This window comes from Pedobacter sp. AC190 (genome assembly GCF_979258025.1).
In genome coordinates this window covers 3,148,877-3,161,727 of sequence record NZ_OZ409824.1, presented here as the reverse complement: position 1 = coordinate 3,161,727, position 12,851 = coordinate 3,148,877, and the positions used below count along the sequence as shown (strand labels likewise).

Annotated in this window: 14 protein-coding genes; 7 read left to right on the top strand and 7 right to left on the bottom strand. The window is 35.2% G+C overall.

Annotated features, from left to right (window positions below; translation table 11 throughout):
* Nucleotides 1-17: 17 nt before the first annotated feature.
* The 4 genes from ACZZZI_RS13925 to ACZZZI_RS13910 all read right to left on the bottom strand — a co-directional run bounded on the left by ACZZZI_RS13925 (nt 18) and on the right by ACZZZI_RS13910 (nt 3,083).
* Nucleotides 18-629 carry an RDD family protein gene (locus tag ACZZZI_RS13925; RefSeq protein ID WP_463489730.1) on the bottom strand — a complete coding sequence of 204 codons (612 nt, stop codon included), beginning with the start codon at nt 627-629 and terminating at the stop codon, nt 18-20.
* 84 nt (nt 630-713) lie between these two features.
* Nucleotides 714-1,688, bottom strand: coding sequence for a LiaF transmembrane domain-containing protein (locus ACZZZI_RS13920; RefSeq protein ID WP_463489729.1), 975 nt, complete (start codon nt 1,686-1,688; stop codon nt 714-716).
* A 5-nt stretch (nt 1,689-1,693) separates the two neighbouring features.
* Complete coding sequence (locus ACZZZI_RS13915) at nt 1,694-2,374, bottom strand: PspC domain-containing protein (protein ID WP_344766986.1); 681 nt, start codon at nt 2,372-2,374, stop codon at nt 1,694-1,696.
* A 19-nt stretch (nt 2,375-2,393) separates the two neighbouring features.
* Nucleotides 2,394-3,083, bottom strand: coding sequence for an SDR family oxidoreductase (locus tag ACZZZI_RS13910; RefSeq protein WP_344766985.1), 690 nt, complete (start codon nt 3,081-3,083; stop codon nt 2,394-2,396).
* Between the two features lie 149 nt (nt 3,084-3,232).
* Between ACZZZI_RS13910 and ACZZZI_RS13905 the strand changes: the two genes are divergently transcribed.
* The 5 genes from ACZZZI_RS13905 to ACZZZI_RS13885 all read left to right on the top strand — a co-directional run bounded on the left by ACZZZI_RS13905 (nt 3,233) and on the right by ACZZZI_RS13885 (nt 8,304).
* Nucleotides 3,233-3,967: an MlaE family ABC transporter permease gene (locus ACZZZI_RS13905; protein WP_132403625.1), complete on the top strand. Its 735-nt coding sequence runs from the start codon at nt 3,233-3,235 to the stop codon at nt 3,965-3,967.
* Nucleotides 3,967-4,719 carry an ABC transporter ATP-binding protein gene (locus tag ACZZZI_RS13900; RefSeq protein WP_316756359.1) on the top strand — a complete coding sequence of 251 codons (753 nt, stop codon included), beginning with the start codon at nt 3,967-3,969 and terminating at the stop codon, nt 4,717-4,719. Before ACZZZI_RS13905 ends, ACZZZI_RS13900 begins: the two co-directional genes overlap by 1 nt.
* Nucleotides 4,720-4,814: 95 nt before the next feature.
* A complete protein-coding gene (locus ACZZZI_RS13895) occupies nt 4,815-5,696 on the top strand; it encodes a class I SAM-dependent methyltransferase (protein WP_316756356.1) in 882 nt (293 codons plus the stop codon).
* A 101-nt stretch (nt 5,697-5,797) separates the two neighbouring features.
* Nucleotides 5,798-6,844 carry a hypothetical protein gene (locus ACZZZI_RS13890; RefSeq protein WP_316756354.1) on the top strand — a complete coding sequence of 349 codons (1,047 nt, stop codon included), beginning with the start codon at nt 5,798-5,800 and terminating at the stop codon, nt 6,842-6,844.
* 11 nt (nt 6,845-6,855) lie between these two features.
* The gene (locus ACZZZI_RS13885) at nt 6,856-8,304 is read left to right on the top strand and encodes a hypothetical protein (protein WP_463489728.1); all 1,449 of its coding nucleotides are present in this window, start codon (nt 6,856-6,858) and stop codon (nt 8,302-8,304) included.
* 103 nt (nt 8,305-8,407) lie between these two features.
* On the opposite strand, the gene ACZZZI_RS13880 is transcribed toward ACZZZI_RS13885, so the two are convergent.
* Nucleotides 8,408-9,058, bottom strand: a complete 651-nt coding sequence (locus ACZZZI_RS13880) for a DUF1349 domain-containing protein (RefSeq protein WP_463489727.1) — start codon at nt 9,056-9,058, stop codon at nt 8,408-8,410.
* 93 nt (nt 9,059-9,151) lie between these two features.
* On the opposite strand from ACZZZI_RS13880, the gene ACZZZI_RS13875 reads away from it, so the two are divergent.
* Nucleotides 9,152-9,916: a response regulator transcription factor gene (locus ACZZZI_RS13875; RefSeq protein WP_463489726.1), complete on the top strand. Its 765-nt coding sequence runs from the start codon at nt 9,152-9,154 to the stop codon at nt 9,914-9,916.
* A gap of 6 nt (nt 9,917-9,922) precedes the next feature.
* On the opposite strand, the gene ACZZZI_RS13870 is transcribed toward ACZZZI_RS13875, so the two are convergent.
* Nucleotides 9,923-11,011 (bottom strand): acyl-CoA dehydrogenase family protein, encoded by a 1,089-nt coding sequence (locus ACZZZI_RS13870; protein ID WP_463489725.1) that lies wholly within the window; start codon nt 11,009-11,011, stop codon nt 9,923-9,925.
* Between the two features lie 76 nt (nt 11,012-11,087).
* Nucleotides 11,088-11,708: a nicotinamide riboside transporter PnuC gene (gene pnuC, locus ACZZZI_RS13865; protein WP_316756344.1), complete on the bottom strand. Its 621-nt coding sequence runs from the start codon at nt 11,706-11,708 to the stop codon at nt 11,088-11,090.
* 293 nt (nt 11,709-12,001) lie between these two features.
* Between pnuC and ACZZZI_RS13860 the strand changes: the two genes are divergently transcribed.
* On the top strand, nt 12,002-12,823 hold the full coding sequence (locus ACZZZI_RS13860; protein WP_463489724.1) for a gamma-glutamyl-gamma-aminobutyrate hydrolase family protein: 822 nt from the start codon (nt 12,002-12,004) through the stop codon (nt 12,821-12,823).
* Nucleotides 12,824-12,851: the final 28 nt, after the last annotated feature.

Here is a 12,851-nt window from a genome sequence, read left to right as displayed (position 1 = left end):
TCTAAATTTAACCAGTTTTAAATTAACCTATCTTTTATAACTAAAGTATCGGCGGCGATATCATGCCAGCATTGGTTTTTCTTATTCAAAAAACTATAGAAATAGCCAAAAAAAACAGGGATTACAGAAAATATTTTAGCAAAATTTCTTCCTAAAGATTTACCAAGAGAAATTGGACTTCCTTCTAAATCGGTAACTTTTATATTTACCAAACGTTTTCCGATGGTAGCTTGTTTTTTAGTCGATTCGGCGATGCTTCCGTAAATTAACTTAACGAGGAAAATGGATGGCAATGGAATCAGGAAAGCCATAATCCGTAGATCTTTTCCTTCGACAAAAATAAAACTAAAAAGAATGATTGCGCAGAACACTAGAAAAATCAAGAAATGATCAATAACCGAAGCCAGCAGTCTTAAATCGAAAGAAGCAAAATATTGTGGTGCAGTTTTTTGATAACTAAAACCCAAAAGCTCACGCAATTCTGGAATTGCATGAGCTTCTTTATAATCGTCCATTCCTGGTTTCCGTATAAACGTATTTGGTTTAATGTTTAAATCATTAAGCTCAGAAAGGCTATATGGCCCTTGAGGTTTTCCGTTTATAACTACTGTATACAGATTAGGATTCATTTGATTTTATGATTTTAAGATTAGGGTTTTACAAGCTTTGATGATATAAGCCTTAAACCTTCAGCCTTTAAACCTTAAACCTTTTTAATATCTATCAACCTCAAAGCTACTCAATCCACCATCTAAATTAATAAAGATTTTTTTTGTAGATGTTTTATAATTCGAAGTTTGGTAAACGCCATCGCTAATTTTATCAAATCCAGAGAAATCTTTTGCCGATAAACCTGTTTTTGTTTTAATTATACAACCAGAGCCTTCAGGAATTTTTATTTTAACTTCGGCGACTCCGGATTTTACTATTACATCAGTAATTGGCAACAAATTTCCAATCTTGATATCCATAGATGCAGCGCCTCCATCGAAACGGAAAGTGCGAACTTTATAGTCTGCAAAGTCAAAATCGGCCTCTCCAGCACCTAGCTTCATGTTGATTGTCCATTCTGGTAATTTATTCAACCTGAAATCAACATCGTTACCACCATCACCAAAATTCCACTTATTCTTTTTATCACCCATTTTAAAATTTAAAACAGTTGTGCTGTCGGTGGTTTGCTTAGTTAAAGAGAAATTACCATGCTTTTTCTTAATGTCAGCATTAATTAATTCAGCAGTTTCACCATCAAGGTTAAAAGAAACCCCACCTCCAGAAATATTAAGAATGGTTTTTTTCGCACTATCTATTGCTACCAACGGCTCAGATAATTTCAACTGATTGAAAGCAGTATCATTGCTATCATTATCGTTGTCGTCGTTATCATCTATATTGATATCAACATCCTTTTTAAAATTATGTCCCCACCACGAGTTACGATCAGGTTCTTGCTGCCCTCTAAAGAAAAGAAAAGACAAGGTTACAACTAAAACAGCTATCGAAATTATACTGCCCGTTTGCGAATTGTTTTTATTAAAAAGAATATTTACACCCGCAATAACTAAAAACACAGGCCAGAAATGCCATACGTTACGCCAGTAAAAATCGATTACGCCAAAATTTTCGAGTAAGAGTACACCGCCAATGAAAAGCAGTAAAATACCCCAGATTAATCTATCTAGTTTCATAATATTTATACTTGAGGGTTATTAGGTGTTGAATTATTTTCGTCTTTTGGTATATGAGTTTCCTCAACAACCACTGCATCCGTTACAGTTTCGGCTTTAGGCTCGTTACCAGTTTGCTGGTTTTGAAAGGCCGCCCATTCATTTTTTCTTTTCGATTTCGCAATTATGCTAATACCTAAAACGATAAAGATAACTGGCCAGAAGTTTCTGAATCTGAACCAATCTGGAATGAAGTCCAATTCACGCATTAAAAAGAAACATCCGATTACAAGTAAAACTAATCCTCCAATTGTACGGCCAGTATCGTTTGGTTTATTTAGTTTACCAAAATTCGCTTGTGTTTCGAATGGTGTTTTCTGCGCATCGCTAACAGGCTGAGTCCAGTTTGTATTACCCGAACCTACTGGCCCTGCAAAGGGATCAGCATTTCCAAATGGTGGGGTATTTGGGTTATTTTTATTAAAGTAATCATTAAATTTCGAGAATTTTGCTGCTGGGTCATTATTAACCGGCACAATAATCCACATAATTATATAGGCTACCAAGCCACCTCCAGCCATAAATATGGCAGATAATGCAAACAATAATCTAACTATGGTTACCTCTACCTGCATATAATCTGCAAGCCCCGAAGCCACACCCGCAATCATCTTATCGTGTTCGTTTCTAAAAAGCTTCTTTTCCATAACGCTGTTCATTTTGTGTTTAAAAATCCAGCGGAGTAATTAGCACTTCATCAACATTTACCCCTTTACTTAAGTTTAAAATGGTAAATAGAGTTTCTGCAATATCTTCGGGTTGTACAAATTTTTCATCAGGAATCGTTGTTCCCTCCCAGGATGATGTTTTGGTTGAACCCGGCAAAAAAGCAGTTACTTTTACATTGTGTGGAGCTAACTCTTGCCGCAATACATGATTAAGACTTAACATCGCTGCTTTTGTTACACTATAACTTCCACCATTTTTTACGGGCGCCTTACTAGCCACCGAACAAATGTTAAATATGTGTCCACGCTGTTGTGAACGCATTTTTTTTCCATAAAACTTACTGATATAATAACCGGCATTTACATTTATATTTTGCTGTTTCTCAAAGGTTTCATCATCCTCATCGAGCATACTACCTGGTAAAAAAGCGCCAACGTTATTTACTAAAACATCAACGAAACCAAATTCATTCTCCGCTGTATTTAAAAATTTATAGACTTCTTCTTTAATGCCATAATCTACCGCATAAATTAAAATTGTTCTCCCAGTAACAAATAGTTCATCACGAAGTTTCTCGAGTTCTGGCTGATTTCGAGCTGTAAGTAGCAAATCGTAACCATTTTCCCACAGCTTAATCGCTATCGCTCTACCAATTCCTTTTGTTGCTCCGGTTATTACAGCCTTCATATCTTTATGGTTTAATTTTTGTAAGCAAAAAACCATATTTATATTTAAAACCACGAATATTTTTGTAATTAACAAAGGCCTACAACTTTTTTATCGTTTCTTTGTAGTATAATATATATTGAACATTTAAATTAAGCAACACATACGGAATGAATTTTACCAATTTCGGCAGGTATATACTGCTACTCAAATCAGTATTCAGAAAGCCGGAAAAACTGAAGATATATCTTAAAGAAATTGCCAAACAGATGGATTATGTTGGCGTTGGCTCGTTAGGGTTAATCGCTATTATTTCAACTTTTATTGGTGCGGTAATGACCTTGCAAATTGCTTTCCAGTTGGTAAGTGACTTTATTCCAAAAACAATTATTGGCTCTGTAAACCGAGATTCGAGTATTCTGGAACTAAGTCCAACCATTAGTGCAATTGTACTCGCTGGTAAAATTGGCTCAGCCATTTCGTCGGAAATTGGTTCTATGCGAGTTACCGAGCAAATTGATGCCCTTGAAATTATGGGTATTAATGCGCCAGGTTATTTAATTCTTCCAAAAATCATTTCAGGCATCACAATGGTACCGATGTTGGTTATCATTTCAATGTTCTTAAGCATTTCAGGTGGTTATATTGGTGGCTCGATTTCTGGAGCGGTTACACCTGCAGAATACATTCAAGGAATTACAACTGATTTCAATCCATATACAATTGTAGTGGCATTGGTTAAAGCATTTGTTTTTGGCTTCATTATCACCTCAGTTCCAGCTTACGAAGGATTTTATGTTCGCGGTGGAGCATTAGAAGTTTCTCAGGCAAGTACAAGAGCAGTTGTAATTAGCTGTATCTCTATTCTTGTTTGCGATTATTTAGTTACTCAATTGTTATTATAATGATCGAAGTTAAAGATATATACAAATCATTTTCTGGAAACGATGTTTTAAAAGGTATTTCAGGAAAATTTGAAGAAGGCGTTACTAATTTAATTATTGGAGGTTCAGGATCTGGTAAAACGACCTTATTAAAATGTATGGTTGGCTTACATCAGCCAGATTCGGGCTCTGTTCTTTACGATGGACGAGACTTTACTCCCATGACCTATGAACAACGTATTGAGGTTCGTAAAGAAATTGGAATGCTTTTCCAAGGATCGGCTTTGTTTGATAGTATGACTGTTGAGGATAATATTATGTTTCCTTTAAATATGTTTACCGATCAAACACGAGCAGAAAAAATGGAGCGTGTAAATTTCTGTTTAGAAAGGGTTAATTTGGCAGGGAAAAACAAGTTATTTCCAGCAGAGCTTTCTGGAGGAATGAAAAAGCGTGTAGGTATAGCCCGTGCAATTTCGATGAATCCAAAATATTTATTTTGTGATGAACCAAACTCGGGTTTAGATCCAAAAACATCTATCGTAATTGATGAATTGATTCAGGAATTAACTGAAGAATTTAAAACCACTACCATTGTAGTTACTCACGATATGAACTCCGTTATGGGTATTGGGGATTATATTCTTTTCTTACACGAAGGAAAAAAATTCTGGGAAGGTAGTAACAAAGAAATCGCACATACAGATATTAAAGAACTTAACGACTTCGTATTTGCCAGCCGCTTTATGAAAGCTGCCAAAGATAAGTTTTAACTTTAATCGTCATCGCGAGGCACAAGCAATCTAATTGAAAATAAACCAATTAAGATTACTTCGGATCTCGTAATGATGACTACATAAATTAACACATGATACAATTACTTGCCCCAACCCATTGGAAAGATTACGAACTAATTGATTGCGGGGATTTTGAAAAATTAGAACGTTTTGGAAATGTTATTTTAATCAGACCAGAGCCACAGGCCGTTTGGAAAAAAACATTATCAGAACAAGAATGGAAAAAAACAGCCAACATCACTTTTCGTGGTCGCTCTGCTACTTCTGGCGAATGGGTTAAAAAAAATCCTGCAACACCAGATAGATGGCATGTTGAATATAAAAACAATGAAGTTGCCATTAAACTTCGTTTAGGTTTAACTTCTTTTAAACACGTTGGTGTTTTTCCAGAACAAGCGGTAAACTGGGATTTTATTTCTTCATCAATTAAAAAATTTAAAACTCCACAACCGAAAGTATTAAACCTTTTTGCTTACACTGGCGCTGCATCTTTAATTGCAAATGCAGCTGGCGCAGAAACTACTCACGTAGATTCGATTAAACAGGTAGTAACGTGGGCAAACGAAAACCAGGAACTTTCGGGCTTAAAAAATACACGTTGGATGGTGGAAGATGCTTTAAAGTTTGTTAAAAAAGAACTCAAAAGAGGTAAGAAATATAACGGAATTATTCTTGACCCACCTGCCTACGGTCATGGCCCAAATGGCGAAAAGTGGAAGCTTGAAGACCATATTCAGGAAATGATGCAAGATGTGGTTCAGTTATTAGATGAGAAAGAACATTTCTTAATATTAAACACTTATTCTCTTGGATTTTCTTCTGTTATTGTAGAGAACTTAATTCGCACATCATACCCTAATGTTAAAAATTTAGAAACGGGCGAATTATATCTTCAGGCTACTGCAGGCATTAAACTTCCGTTAGGTGTTTTTGGTAAATTCTGCAATGTGTAAATGTTGATTACTTTATTTTGAACTCTCAGTTTTCCATCCTACTTTCATGCATAAACAGATTCGGAAAACCTGTCTAAACATTAAAAACCTATAACATATCTATGAAATTTCCTCAATTAGCGGGTACCTTAGTACTTGGTTTTGCCGCAATCAGCTTATTTGCCAACTGCAATTCAGATGGCAAAAGTGGTGGCGTTGGCAAAATGTTCTCATCAGACAGTACAAAAAAGAAAACAGATTCTACAGTAAATGTAATGAAGCCTGTTGATCCTAAATTATATGATTCTTTAGTTCGTAAATTAGCAAACGGCGATACAACAGGCAGATGGCCTGTGAAAAATCAGCCAGTTCCTTTAGCTGGTGCTATTTTACCATTTAAACGTATTGTTGTTTATTATGGCAACCTGCATTCTAAAAAAATGGGTGCTTTAGGCGAATATGCTCCAAAAGAAATGTGGCAACGTTTAAATGCTGAAGTTAAACGTTGGGAAAAAGCAGATCCATCTACACCAGTACAACCAGGTTTACACTACATTGCAGCGGTAGCTAGCGGAACTCCTGGCAGAGATAATAAATACATTAATCGTATGGCTAATTCGCAAATTGACTCGGTTTTAAAAATCGCGAAAATGCAGCCTAATACAATTGTGTTTTTAGATTTACAAGTTGCATTAAGCACCATAAAAGCAGAATTACCGCACATCGAAAAATATCTACAATTACCATACGTACATTTAGGAATCGACCCAGAATTTTCAATGAAAGATGGTTCTCTTCCAGGAAAAAGAATCGGTACTTATGATGCAGCTGATATTAATTACGTTACTGGCTATTTAGCTGATATGGTTAAAAAATATAACTTGCCTCCAAAAGTATTCGTTCTGCACCGTTTTACTAAAAAAATGGTAACCAATGCATCGAACATTAAGCTTCGTCCAGAAGTTCAGGTTGTAATGCACATGGATGGATGGGGTGAACCAGATTTAAAAATAGGAACTTACCGTCACTTTATACAAGGTGAACCTGTTCAGTTTACAGGCTTCAAATTATTTTACAAAAATGATTTAAAGAAAGAACCTAAACGTTTAATGACCCCTGAAGAGTTATTAAAACTTACTCCAAAACCGATTTACATTCAGTATCAATAATATTAAAGCCCATGATTAAAATCATGGGCTTTTTATATCTATTTAACCCTCCAACATCTATGAAATCTATTTTCTTCCTAATCGTTATTTCATTTTTTTCATTACGTGGCTTTTCTCAAGAGCTAAAGTCTTCCAAATCATTAGCCTCTGCGTTATCTTCATCGGCTAAAACTCATAAACCTGTGTTATTGGTAATCTTGCCACCAGGTATGGTAAATCCACCAGTTAATAGTAAAGCAAATTTTAAATCGGGATTGGATGAAAAAGATGTTTCAGATCTGGTGAATGAAAATTTCATAGTATATAAAACGATTATGACCGATACCAGCGTAAGATCAATTATGCGAATTGGAAACATCAACCGTTATCCTGCTTATATTTTTCTAAGAGAAAACAGCGAGATATTTTATAGCGAATTTGGAAATTCAACCGATAAAAATAAATATTTATCAATGGTTCAAAATGCGTTGACAGCTTATAAAGAAAAATCTATCTCTGAACTGGAAAAAGATGTAGAGATGAATAAAGGAAGCATCTCTCAGCTAAAAAAATTGATTGATGCCCGTCAAAAAATTGGAATAACCAATAATGCAGATTTGATTGAGCAGTACGTGAGCAACCTTACAATAGGTGATTTTAACAAGTATGAAAATGTGCTGTACATTTTGCAAGCGGGTCCTTATGTTGATGGCACTGCCTACAAGCTTGCCTACACAAACAGAAAACTCATAGATAGTTTATATAGAAACGAGTCGGCACAAAAAAGAATAGCGATTAACAGAGCAATTATTTCGAATACGATGAAGGCCGCTGTAAAAGATAAAAATGTTAATAGAGCCATGGCGGCGGCAAATTTTGAACGCTCTACTTGGTCTAGAGATTACAGAGCAGGAGAGAAATCTTACAATAACCAAATGCTTTGGTACTATTATACCGTGAAAGATACGGCAAGTTACTTTAGAACTGCAATGTATTTTTACGACAATCACTACATGAATATTAGTGCCGATAGTATTAAAAGGATTGAAAAGAAAAATCTAGATCGGAACCTAAAAAATTCATTTCCAGAAGATTTAGGAAAAAAAATCGTTTCAAAGGAAAAAATGGACAGCTTATTAAAATTGTCTGGAATGAAAAGTGTGACCAAATCTGTTGTTGGGGTGAGCTCTCCTGTATCAAACTATGCAAATGAATTAAATAATGCTGCATGGAATTTTTACCAAACGGGTACTAAAAACCTTAATTACTTAACAAAAGCTATGCTTTGGAGCAGGCGTTCGATTGAATTAAATCCAATTGGAGGCTATTATGACACTTTAGCACACTTGCTGTATAGGCTAGGTTACTTCGAAGAGGCAATTAAAACTCAGGAAGATGCAATAGAGAAATCTAAATTGCAAGGAATGAATCCCATTAACTTGCAAGCTGAATTAAAAAAAATGAAAGCAAGACAAATTTAGTGGCCTGCGAAATTGCAAAAAAAGCGCCTTGATATAAAATCGAGGCGCTTTCATTTTGGCTATTAACAATTAAACCATGTTTTCCATCGGTAGATGAATATTTTTAGTTCTCATTCTTCTTTAACCACTCCAATCTTCTTTGATCTGGTAAGTGCTTAACTTTAAAACTTTCAAATTTAGCTTTAAAGCCATTTCCATCAGGGCTTGCAGCCATTAACCCAACCATTACGGGCCTGTTATCCTGAAGATTTGCATTTCGCAACATTAGATAGGTTTTATCATCATAAGAATAAAATACTTCTACAGCATCCAATCTTCTAACAGCTTTTATCCATAAAAACGGTGGTGTTTTATCTAAGGTTGTTACGCTCCAGTCACTCGTTTTGTGGGTTACAACTGTACTCAGGTTGTATTTGCCATCAACAAATTCAATTCCTGTTTTAATATAGTTTTCATGATCAATACGAAGCATTAAACCCATCTGATCAAAACGTACTTTATAATCGCCAGTTATTTTCACTTTAACCTCAAATTCGCCGCCATAAGTCGAGTAATAAAATGGTGCATCATCAACGGTAAAACCATAATGCGAAATTCTCCAGTAATCGCTTTGCGGAGTTACATACATATTTAAAGCATTATCCTTTATCTCCCATTTTTCGGGCTCGTTAAACCATTGCATTTTTTCGAGACTTTGCGCAAAAGCCATTTGCACCATTGCCATTGCAAGGACGCTTAAAATAATTTTCTTCATTTGTGCTTAGAGCTAATAACCATATTTATATTTACAGCAACAAAGGTAAAATACTGCAAGCAGGCGGTCAATACTGATAAATAACCATATAATATGAATATTGTAGATACACTGAATGAAAAACTGCTTACACAGGTTTTTAAGGAAGAGGACGATAAAACCATAAGTTTGGCGCATTACCAATATATGGCTTTTATGTATGCGCAAATCGAAAACTCAATTGCGGTGCTCAGTGATATGAAGGCGAATAAGAGTTTTATTTACAATGGAAATGTGGCCAAGGTATTCGGGCTTTCAGAGCAGGATAATTCTTCAGAAATAAATTCGATATGGGAAGAAGAAATTTTCAATAGGATTCATCCTGATGATTTACTGGATAAACATTTACTCGAACTACAATTTTTTAATATGATTAAAAATATACCAACGGCAGCGCGGGCGAATTATCATGTAAGTAGCAGAATACGGATACGCAATAAAAGCAACGAATATATTTTTATTAAACATCGAATGTTTTATATATCCAGTTTGCCCAATGGAAGTTTGTGGTTGGCGCTTTGTTTATATAATTTTCTCGATGATGAATTTAACATTGATAAACCAGAGCGGCTAATTGTAAATTCAGCTACTGGAGAAATTATAAAGCCCGACAATCAAAAATCAATTAATATCTTAACAACTCGCGAAAAAGAAATCTTACAGCTTATTAGAAAAGGAAAAATGAGTAAAGAAATTGCAGATTTATTTGCAATAAGTATAAACACCGTAAACCGTCATCGCCAAAATATATTAGAAAAATTAAGGGTAAACAACTCTCACGAAGCTTGCCGAATCGCTGAAATTATGCACCTAATTTAAAAACATTTAGCTTTCAAAAGTGAGCAAAGCATGTTGACTTGCCGTGTGAATATCTCTCCAAACACGATTGATTTCAGAATCTTTTCTCGCTGCCTCTAAACCACAGTAGGGAAAAAGTGTATCGGCCGATTTTCTACAAGCATGTGCCAGTTTTCGGCTTATTAAACTTACTTCTGCAAGCTGTTCATTGTTTATAATTTGATTTGATAATAACTGCATCCAAGACTCATCGAAAGTTTTATAAAATTCCTCTTTTAACTGTTCGATTTCATCTTTACATCTATTAAGTTCGAATGTAAAAAAATCGATTTGTGTTTCTGTGTATCTTTTCAGGCCAGAGCGGCTAAAAAATGCTTCCTCAACCAATCGGATAAAATGATTAGCCATACCTAAACTATTCACGGCTAAAGTAGTTTCTGCAAGTTGTAAAAACGGATAATCAAACCCTTCATCTGCAACTTTAATATCGTTATTAATTTTAAAGGTTCGGTTTAATGGAACTTCCAGATTTTTAACCTCGAAAGCGTGACTACCAGTTGCAACTAAACCAAAATAAGACCAGCCAGCTAAAATTTCTACTTCATCCTTTTTTAGGATAAACGACATTACTTTTGGATTTCCATCCTGATCTAAAATATCAGAACCATCATCAGATTTAAGCAGGCAGTTTGCAGTAAAAATTGTTGCGTGTAGTGCCCCACTTGCGTATTTCCAATGTCCGTTAATTAAATAACCATGATTAGTTTTAAAAGCAATGCCACCAACGGCCCCACTTCCCGCGAAACAGACTTTTTTATCTGAAAAAATTTCTTCGGCTAATTCGGGGTTTAAAAAGCCTGCAAACCAGGCAGCACCTGCACAAAGCGTAATCGTCCAGCCTAAACTCCCATCGGCTTCCGCCAGTTCTTCCTCCAAACGCAAAATTTCGGGGAGTTTTTTACCTGCTCCACCATAAACCTCAGGCACGAAAAGTTTAAACCAGTTTTCCTGATAAGCTTGTTCTAAAATTTCGGGATGTAGTTGTCCCATTTCTTCAGAAAGCTGAGCAAATTCACTTACTTTATCTTGCCAGGTTTGCGTTAGTATGTTTTGCATAAATGTATTTTTTTAACAGGTAATCATCGAATCACGAAACAACTCATTTGATTTCTTATGCCTACCAATTAGATGTTTAAACTGTTCTTAGATTTCGTTTTCCAATAATTTTCTTCCAATCTATAAAACCAAAAATGGCAACCACAAATAAGAAAGTAGTTAAGCAAGCCATTAATGGCAATTTTTTATGGAATAGCAACGGGATAGCAACAAGGTTTGAAATATTAAGAAAAATCCAATTTTCGATTTTACGTTTAGCTAAAAGCCACATACCAGCCCACGCAGTAGAAGAAACAAATGCATCGAGCAAAGGTACATCAGAGTCAGTATGATTTCTCAATGCAAAATAGAACACAAAAAACCCGATAACAGAAATCAGAACGGCAATAGTTAGCTCTCGATTTGTACTCCAGGAAACCTGATTTTCGCCATCGAGTTTGCGTTTCTTCCAAATTATCCAGCCATAAACACTCATTACTAAGTAGTAAATACTTAGAAGCATTTCTGCATAAAGTTTAACGTTTAGTAGTAGAAACATACTTAATAAAATGGATACAATACCCGTTGGATATAACCAGATATTATTTTTTTTAGCTAGTAAAACTTCAGATACACCAAAGCCCACAGCCAGCCATTCTATTACTGAAGTGTGCAAAATTTGCTCTCGAAAGAGCCCGAACCATTCTTGAAAATTCATTTACAATAATTTCTGCCTTTGGGCATAATAAAAACATTGAAAACTGCTTTCAGGGCGAAACAGTATTGTAAACTTAACCTCTTCCCTACGTCGGCATTATCCGAATCAGGTGCATATCTTTTAGAAGTTCCAATAATCAAATATCAATTTCCAAACGTTTGAATATTGAATGTATTGGTCATCTTTCAAGACAATGGGTGTAATCTCAGCCGATTATTGACAAAAGAAATTGTCAGGAATCAGCACCCCTTTGAGTAAGGCAAATATAGTTTTTATAATGGAAAAACTATATTATGAAGAAAAAGAATAAAAATCTGCTGCAATACTGGCAAGTTTCGATTCCAAAATTCGATGTTGCTTTTTTATTATTGATAATTGAAAAAATCATTAATTTTAAAACCATGAGCAGCAAAATAATAATTGGTGTTACCGATTGCAGTAAATTCGAAATTTATCGCGATTGGGTTTTATCCTACGATGAAAGCGTTGAAGTAATACAACTAGGCTACAAATTGGATAATTTTGAGGAGATTAATCGTTGCCATGGTATTGTGCTTACTGGCGGAGAAGATGTTCATCCTCGTTTTTATAATAAACCAGAATACCATACATACTGCTATGAAGATGATATTGATGAGCAACGAGATGAATTCGAGTTTAAAATATTATCCTATACAGAAGAAAATAGTATCCCAGTTTTAGGTATTTGTAGAGGAATACAAGTTGGCAATGTTTTTTTCGGCGGAACTTTAATTCCAGACATAGCCAGCTGGGGTAAATTTGACCATTCTAAAATGCCCGATAAAAGCGATAGATACCATGAAATAATTGTTAATCCATCCTCGTGGTTAAATAGAATTGTAAATACCGATAGAGGATTAGTTAATAGCAATCATCATCAAAGTACCGACAGAGTTGGTAAAGGTCTGGTAGTAAGCGCCATCTCTCCTGATGGAGTTGCAGAAGCAATTGAACGCACACAGCCCGAAGGAAAATCCTTTCTGCTATTTGTACAATGGCATCCTGAACGATTGAAAGATAAACAAAGTCCGTTTAGCAAAAACCTACATAATGCTTTTATAAATTCGATAAGCAACGGCGATAAGAATTATTAATATTCACCCATACGCTCTATAAAAAAAA

What these genes read in the sequence shown, in the direction of transcription:
- ACZZZI_RS13925 (WP_463489730.1), bottom strand. Translation starts at nt 629, where the DNA reads ATGAATCCTAATCTGTATACAGTAGTTATAAACGGAAAACCTCAAGGG.
- ACZZZI_RS13920 (WP_463489729.1), bottom strand. Translation starts at nt 1,688, where the DNA reads ATGAAACTAGATAGATTAATCTGGGGTATTTTACTGCTTTTCATTGGC.
- ACZZZI_RS13915 (WP_344766986.1), bottom strand. Translation starts at nt 2,374, where the DNA reads ATGGAAAAGAAGCTTTTTAGAAACGAACACGATAAGATGATTGCGGGT.
- ACZZZI_RS13910 (WP_344766985.1), bottom strand. Translation starts at nt 3,083, where the DNA reads ATGAAGGCTGTAATAACCGGAGCAACAAAAGGAATTGGTAGAGCGATA.
- ACZZZI_RS13905 (WP_132403625.1), top strand. Translation starts at nt 3,233, where the DNA reads ATGAATTTTACCAATTTCGGCAGGTATATACTGCTACTCAAATCAGTA.
- ACZZZI_RS13900 (WP_316756359.1), top strand. Translation starts at nt 3,967, where the DNA reads ATGATCGAAGTTAAAGATATATACAAATCATTTTCTGGAAACGATGTT.
- ACZZZI_RS13895 (WP_316756356.1), top strand. Translation starts at nt 4,815, where the DNA reads ATGATACAATTACTTGCCCCAACCCATTGGAAAGATTACGAACTAATT.
- ACZZZI_RS13890 (WP_316756354.1), top strand. Translation starts at nt 5,798, where the DNA reads ATGAAATTTCCTCAATTAGCGGGTACCTTAGTACTTGGTTTTGCCGCA.
- ACZZZI_RS13885 (WP_463489728.1), top strand. Translation starts at nt 6,856, where the DNA reads ATGATTAAAATCATGGGCTTTTTATATCTATTTAACCCTCCAACATCT.
- ACZZZI_RS13880 (WP_463489727.1), bottom strand. Translation starts at nt 9,058, where the DNA reads ATGAAGAAAATTATTTTAAGCGTCCTTGCAATGGCAATGGTGCAAATG.
- ACZZZI_RS13875 (WP_463489726.1), top strand. Translation starts at nt 9,152, where the DNA reads ATGAATATTGTAGATACACTGAATGAAAAACTGCTTACACAGGTTTTT.
- ACZZZI_RS13870 (WP_463489725.1), bottom strand. Translation starts at nt 11,011, where the DNA reads ATGCAAAACATACTAACGCAAACCTGGCAAGATAAAGTAAGTGAATTT.
- pnuC (WP_316756344.1), bottom strand. Translation starts at nt 11,708, where the DNA reads ATGAATTTTCAAGAATGGTTCGGGCTCTTTCGAGAGCAAATTTTGCAC.
- ACZZZI_RS13860 (WP_463489724.1), top strand. Translation starts at nt 12,002, where the DNA reads ATGAAGAAAAAGAATAAAAATCTGCTGCAATACTGGCAAGTTTCGATT.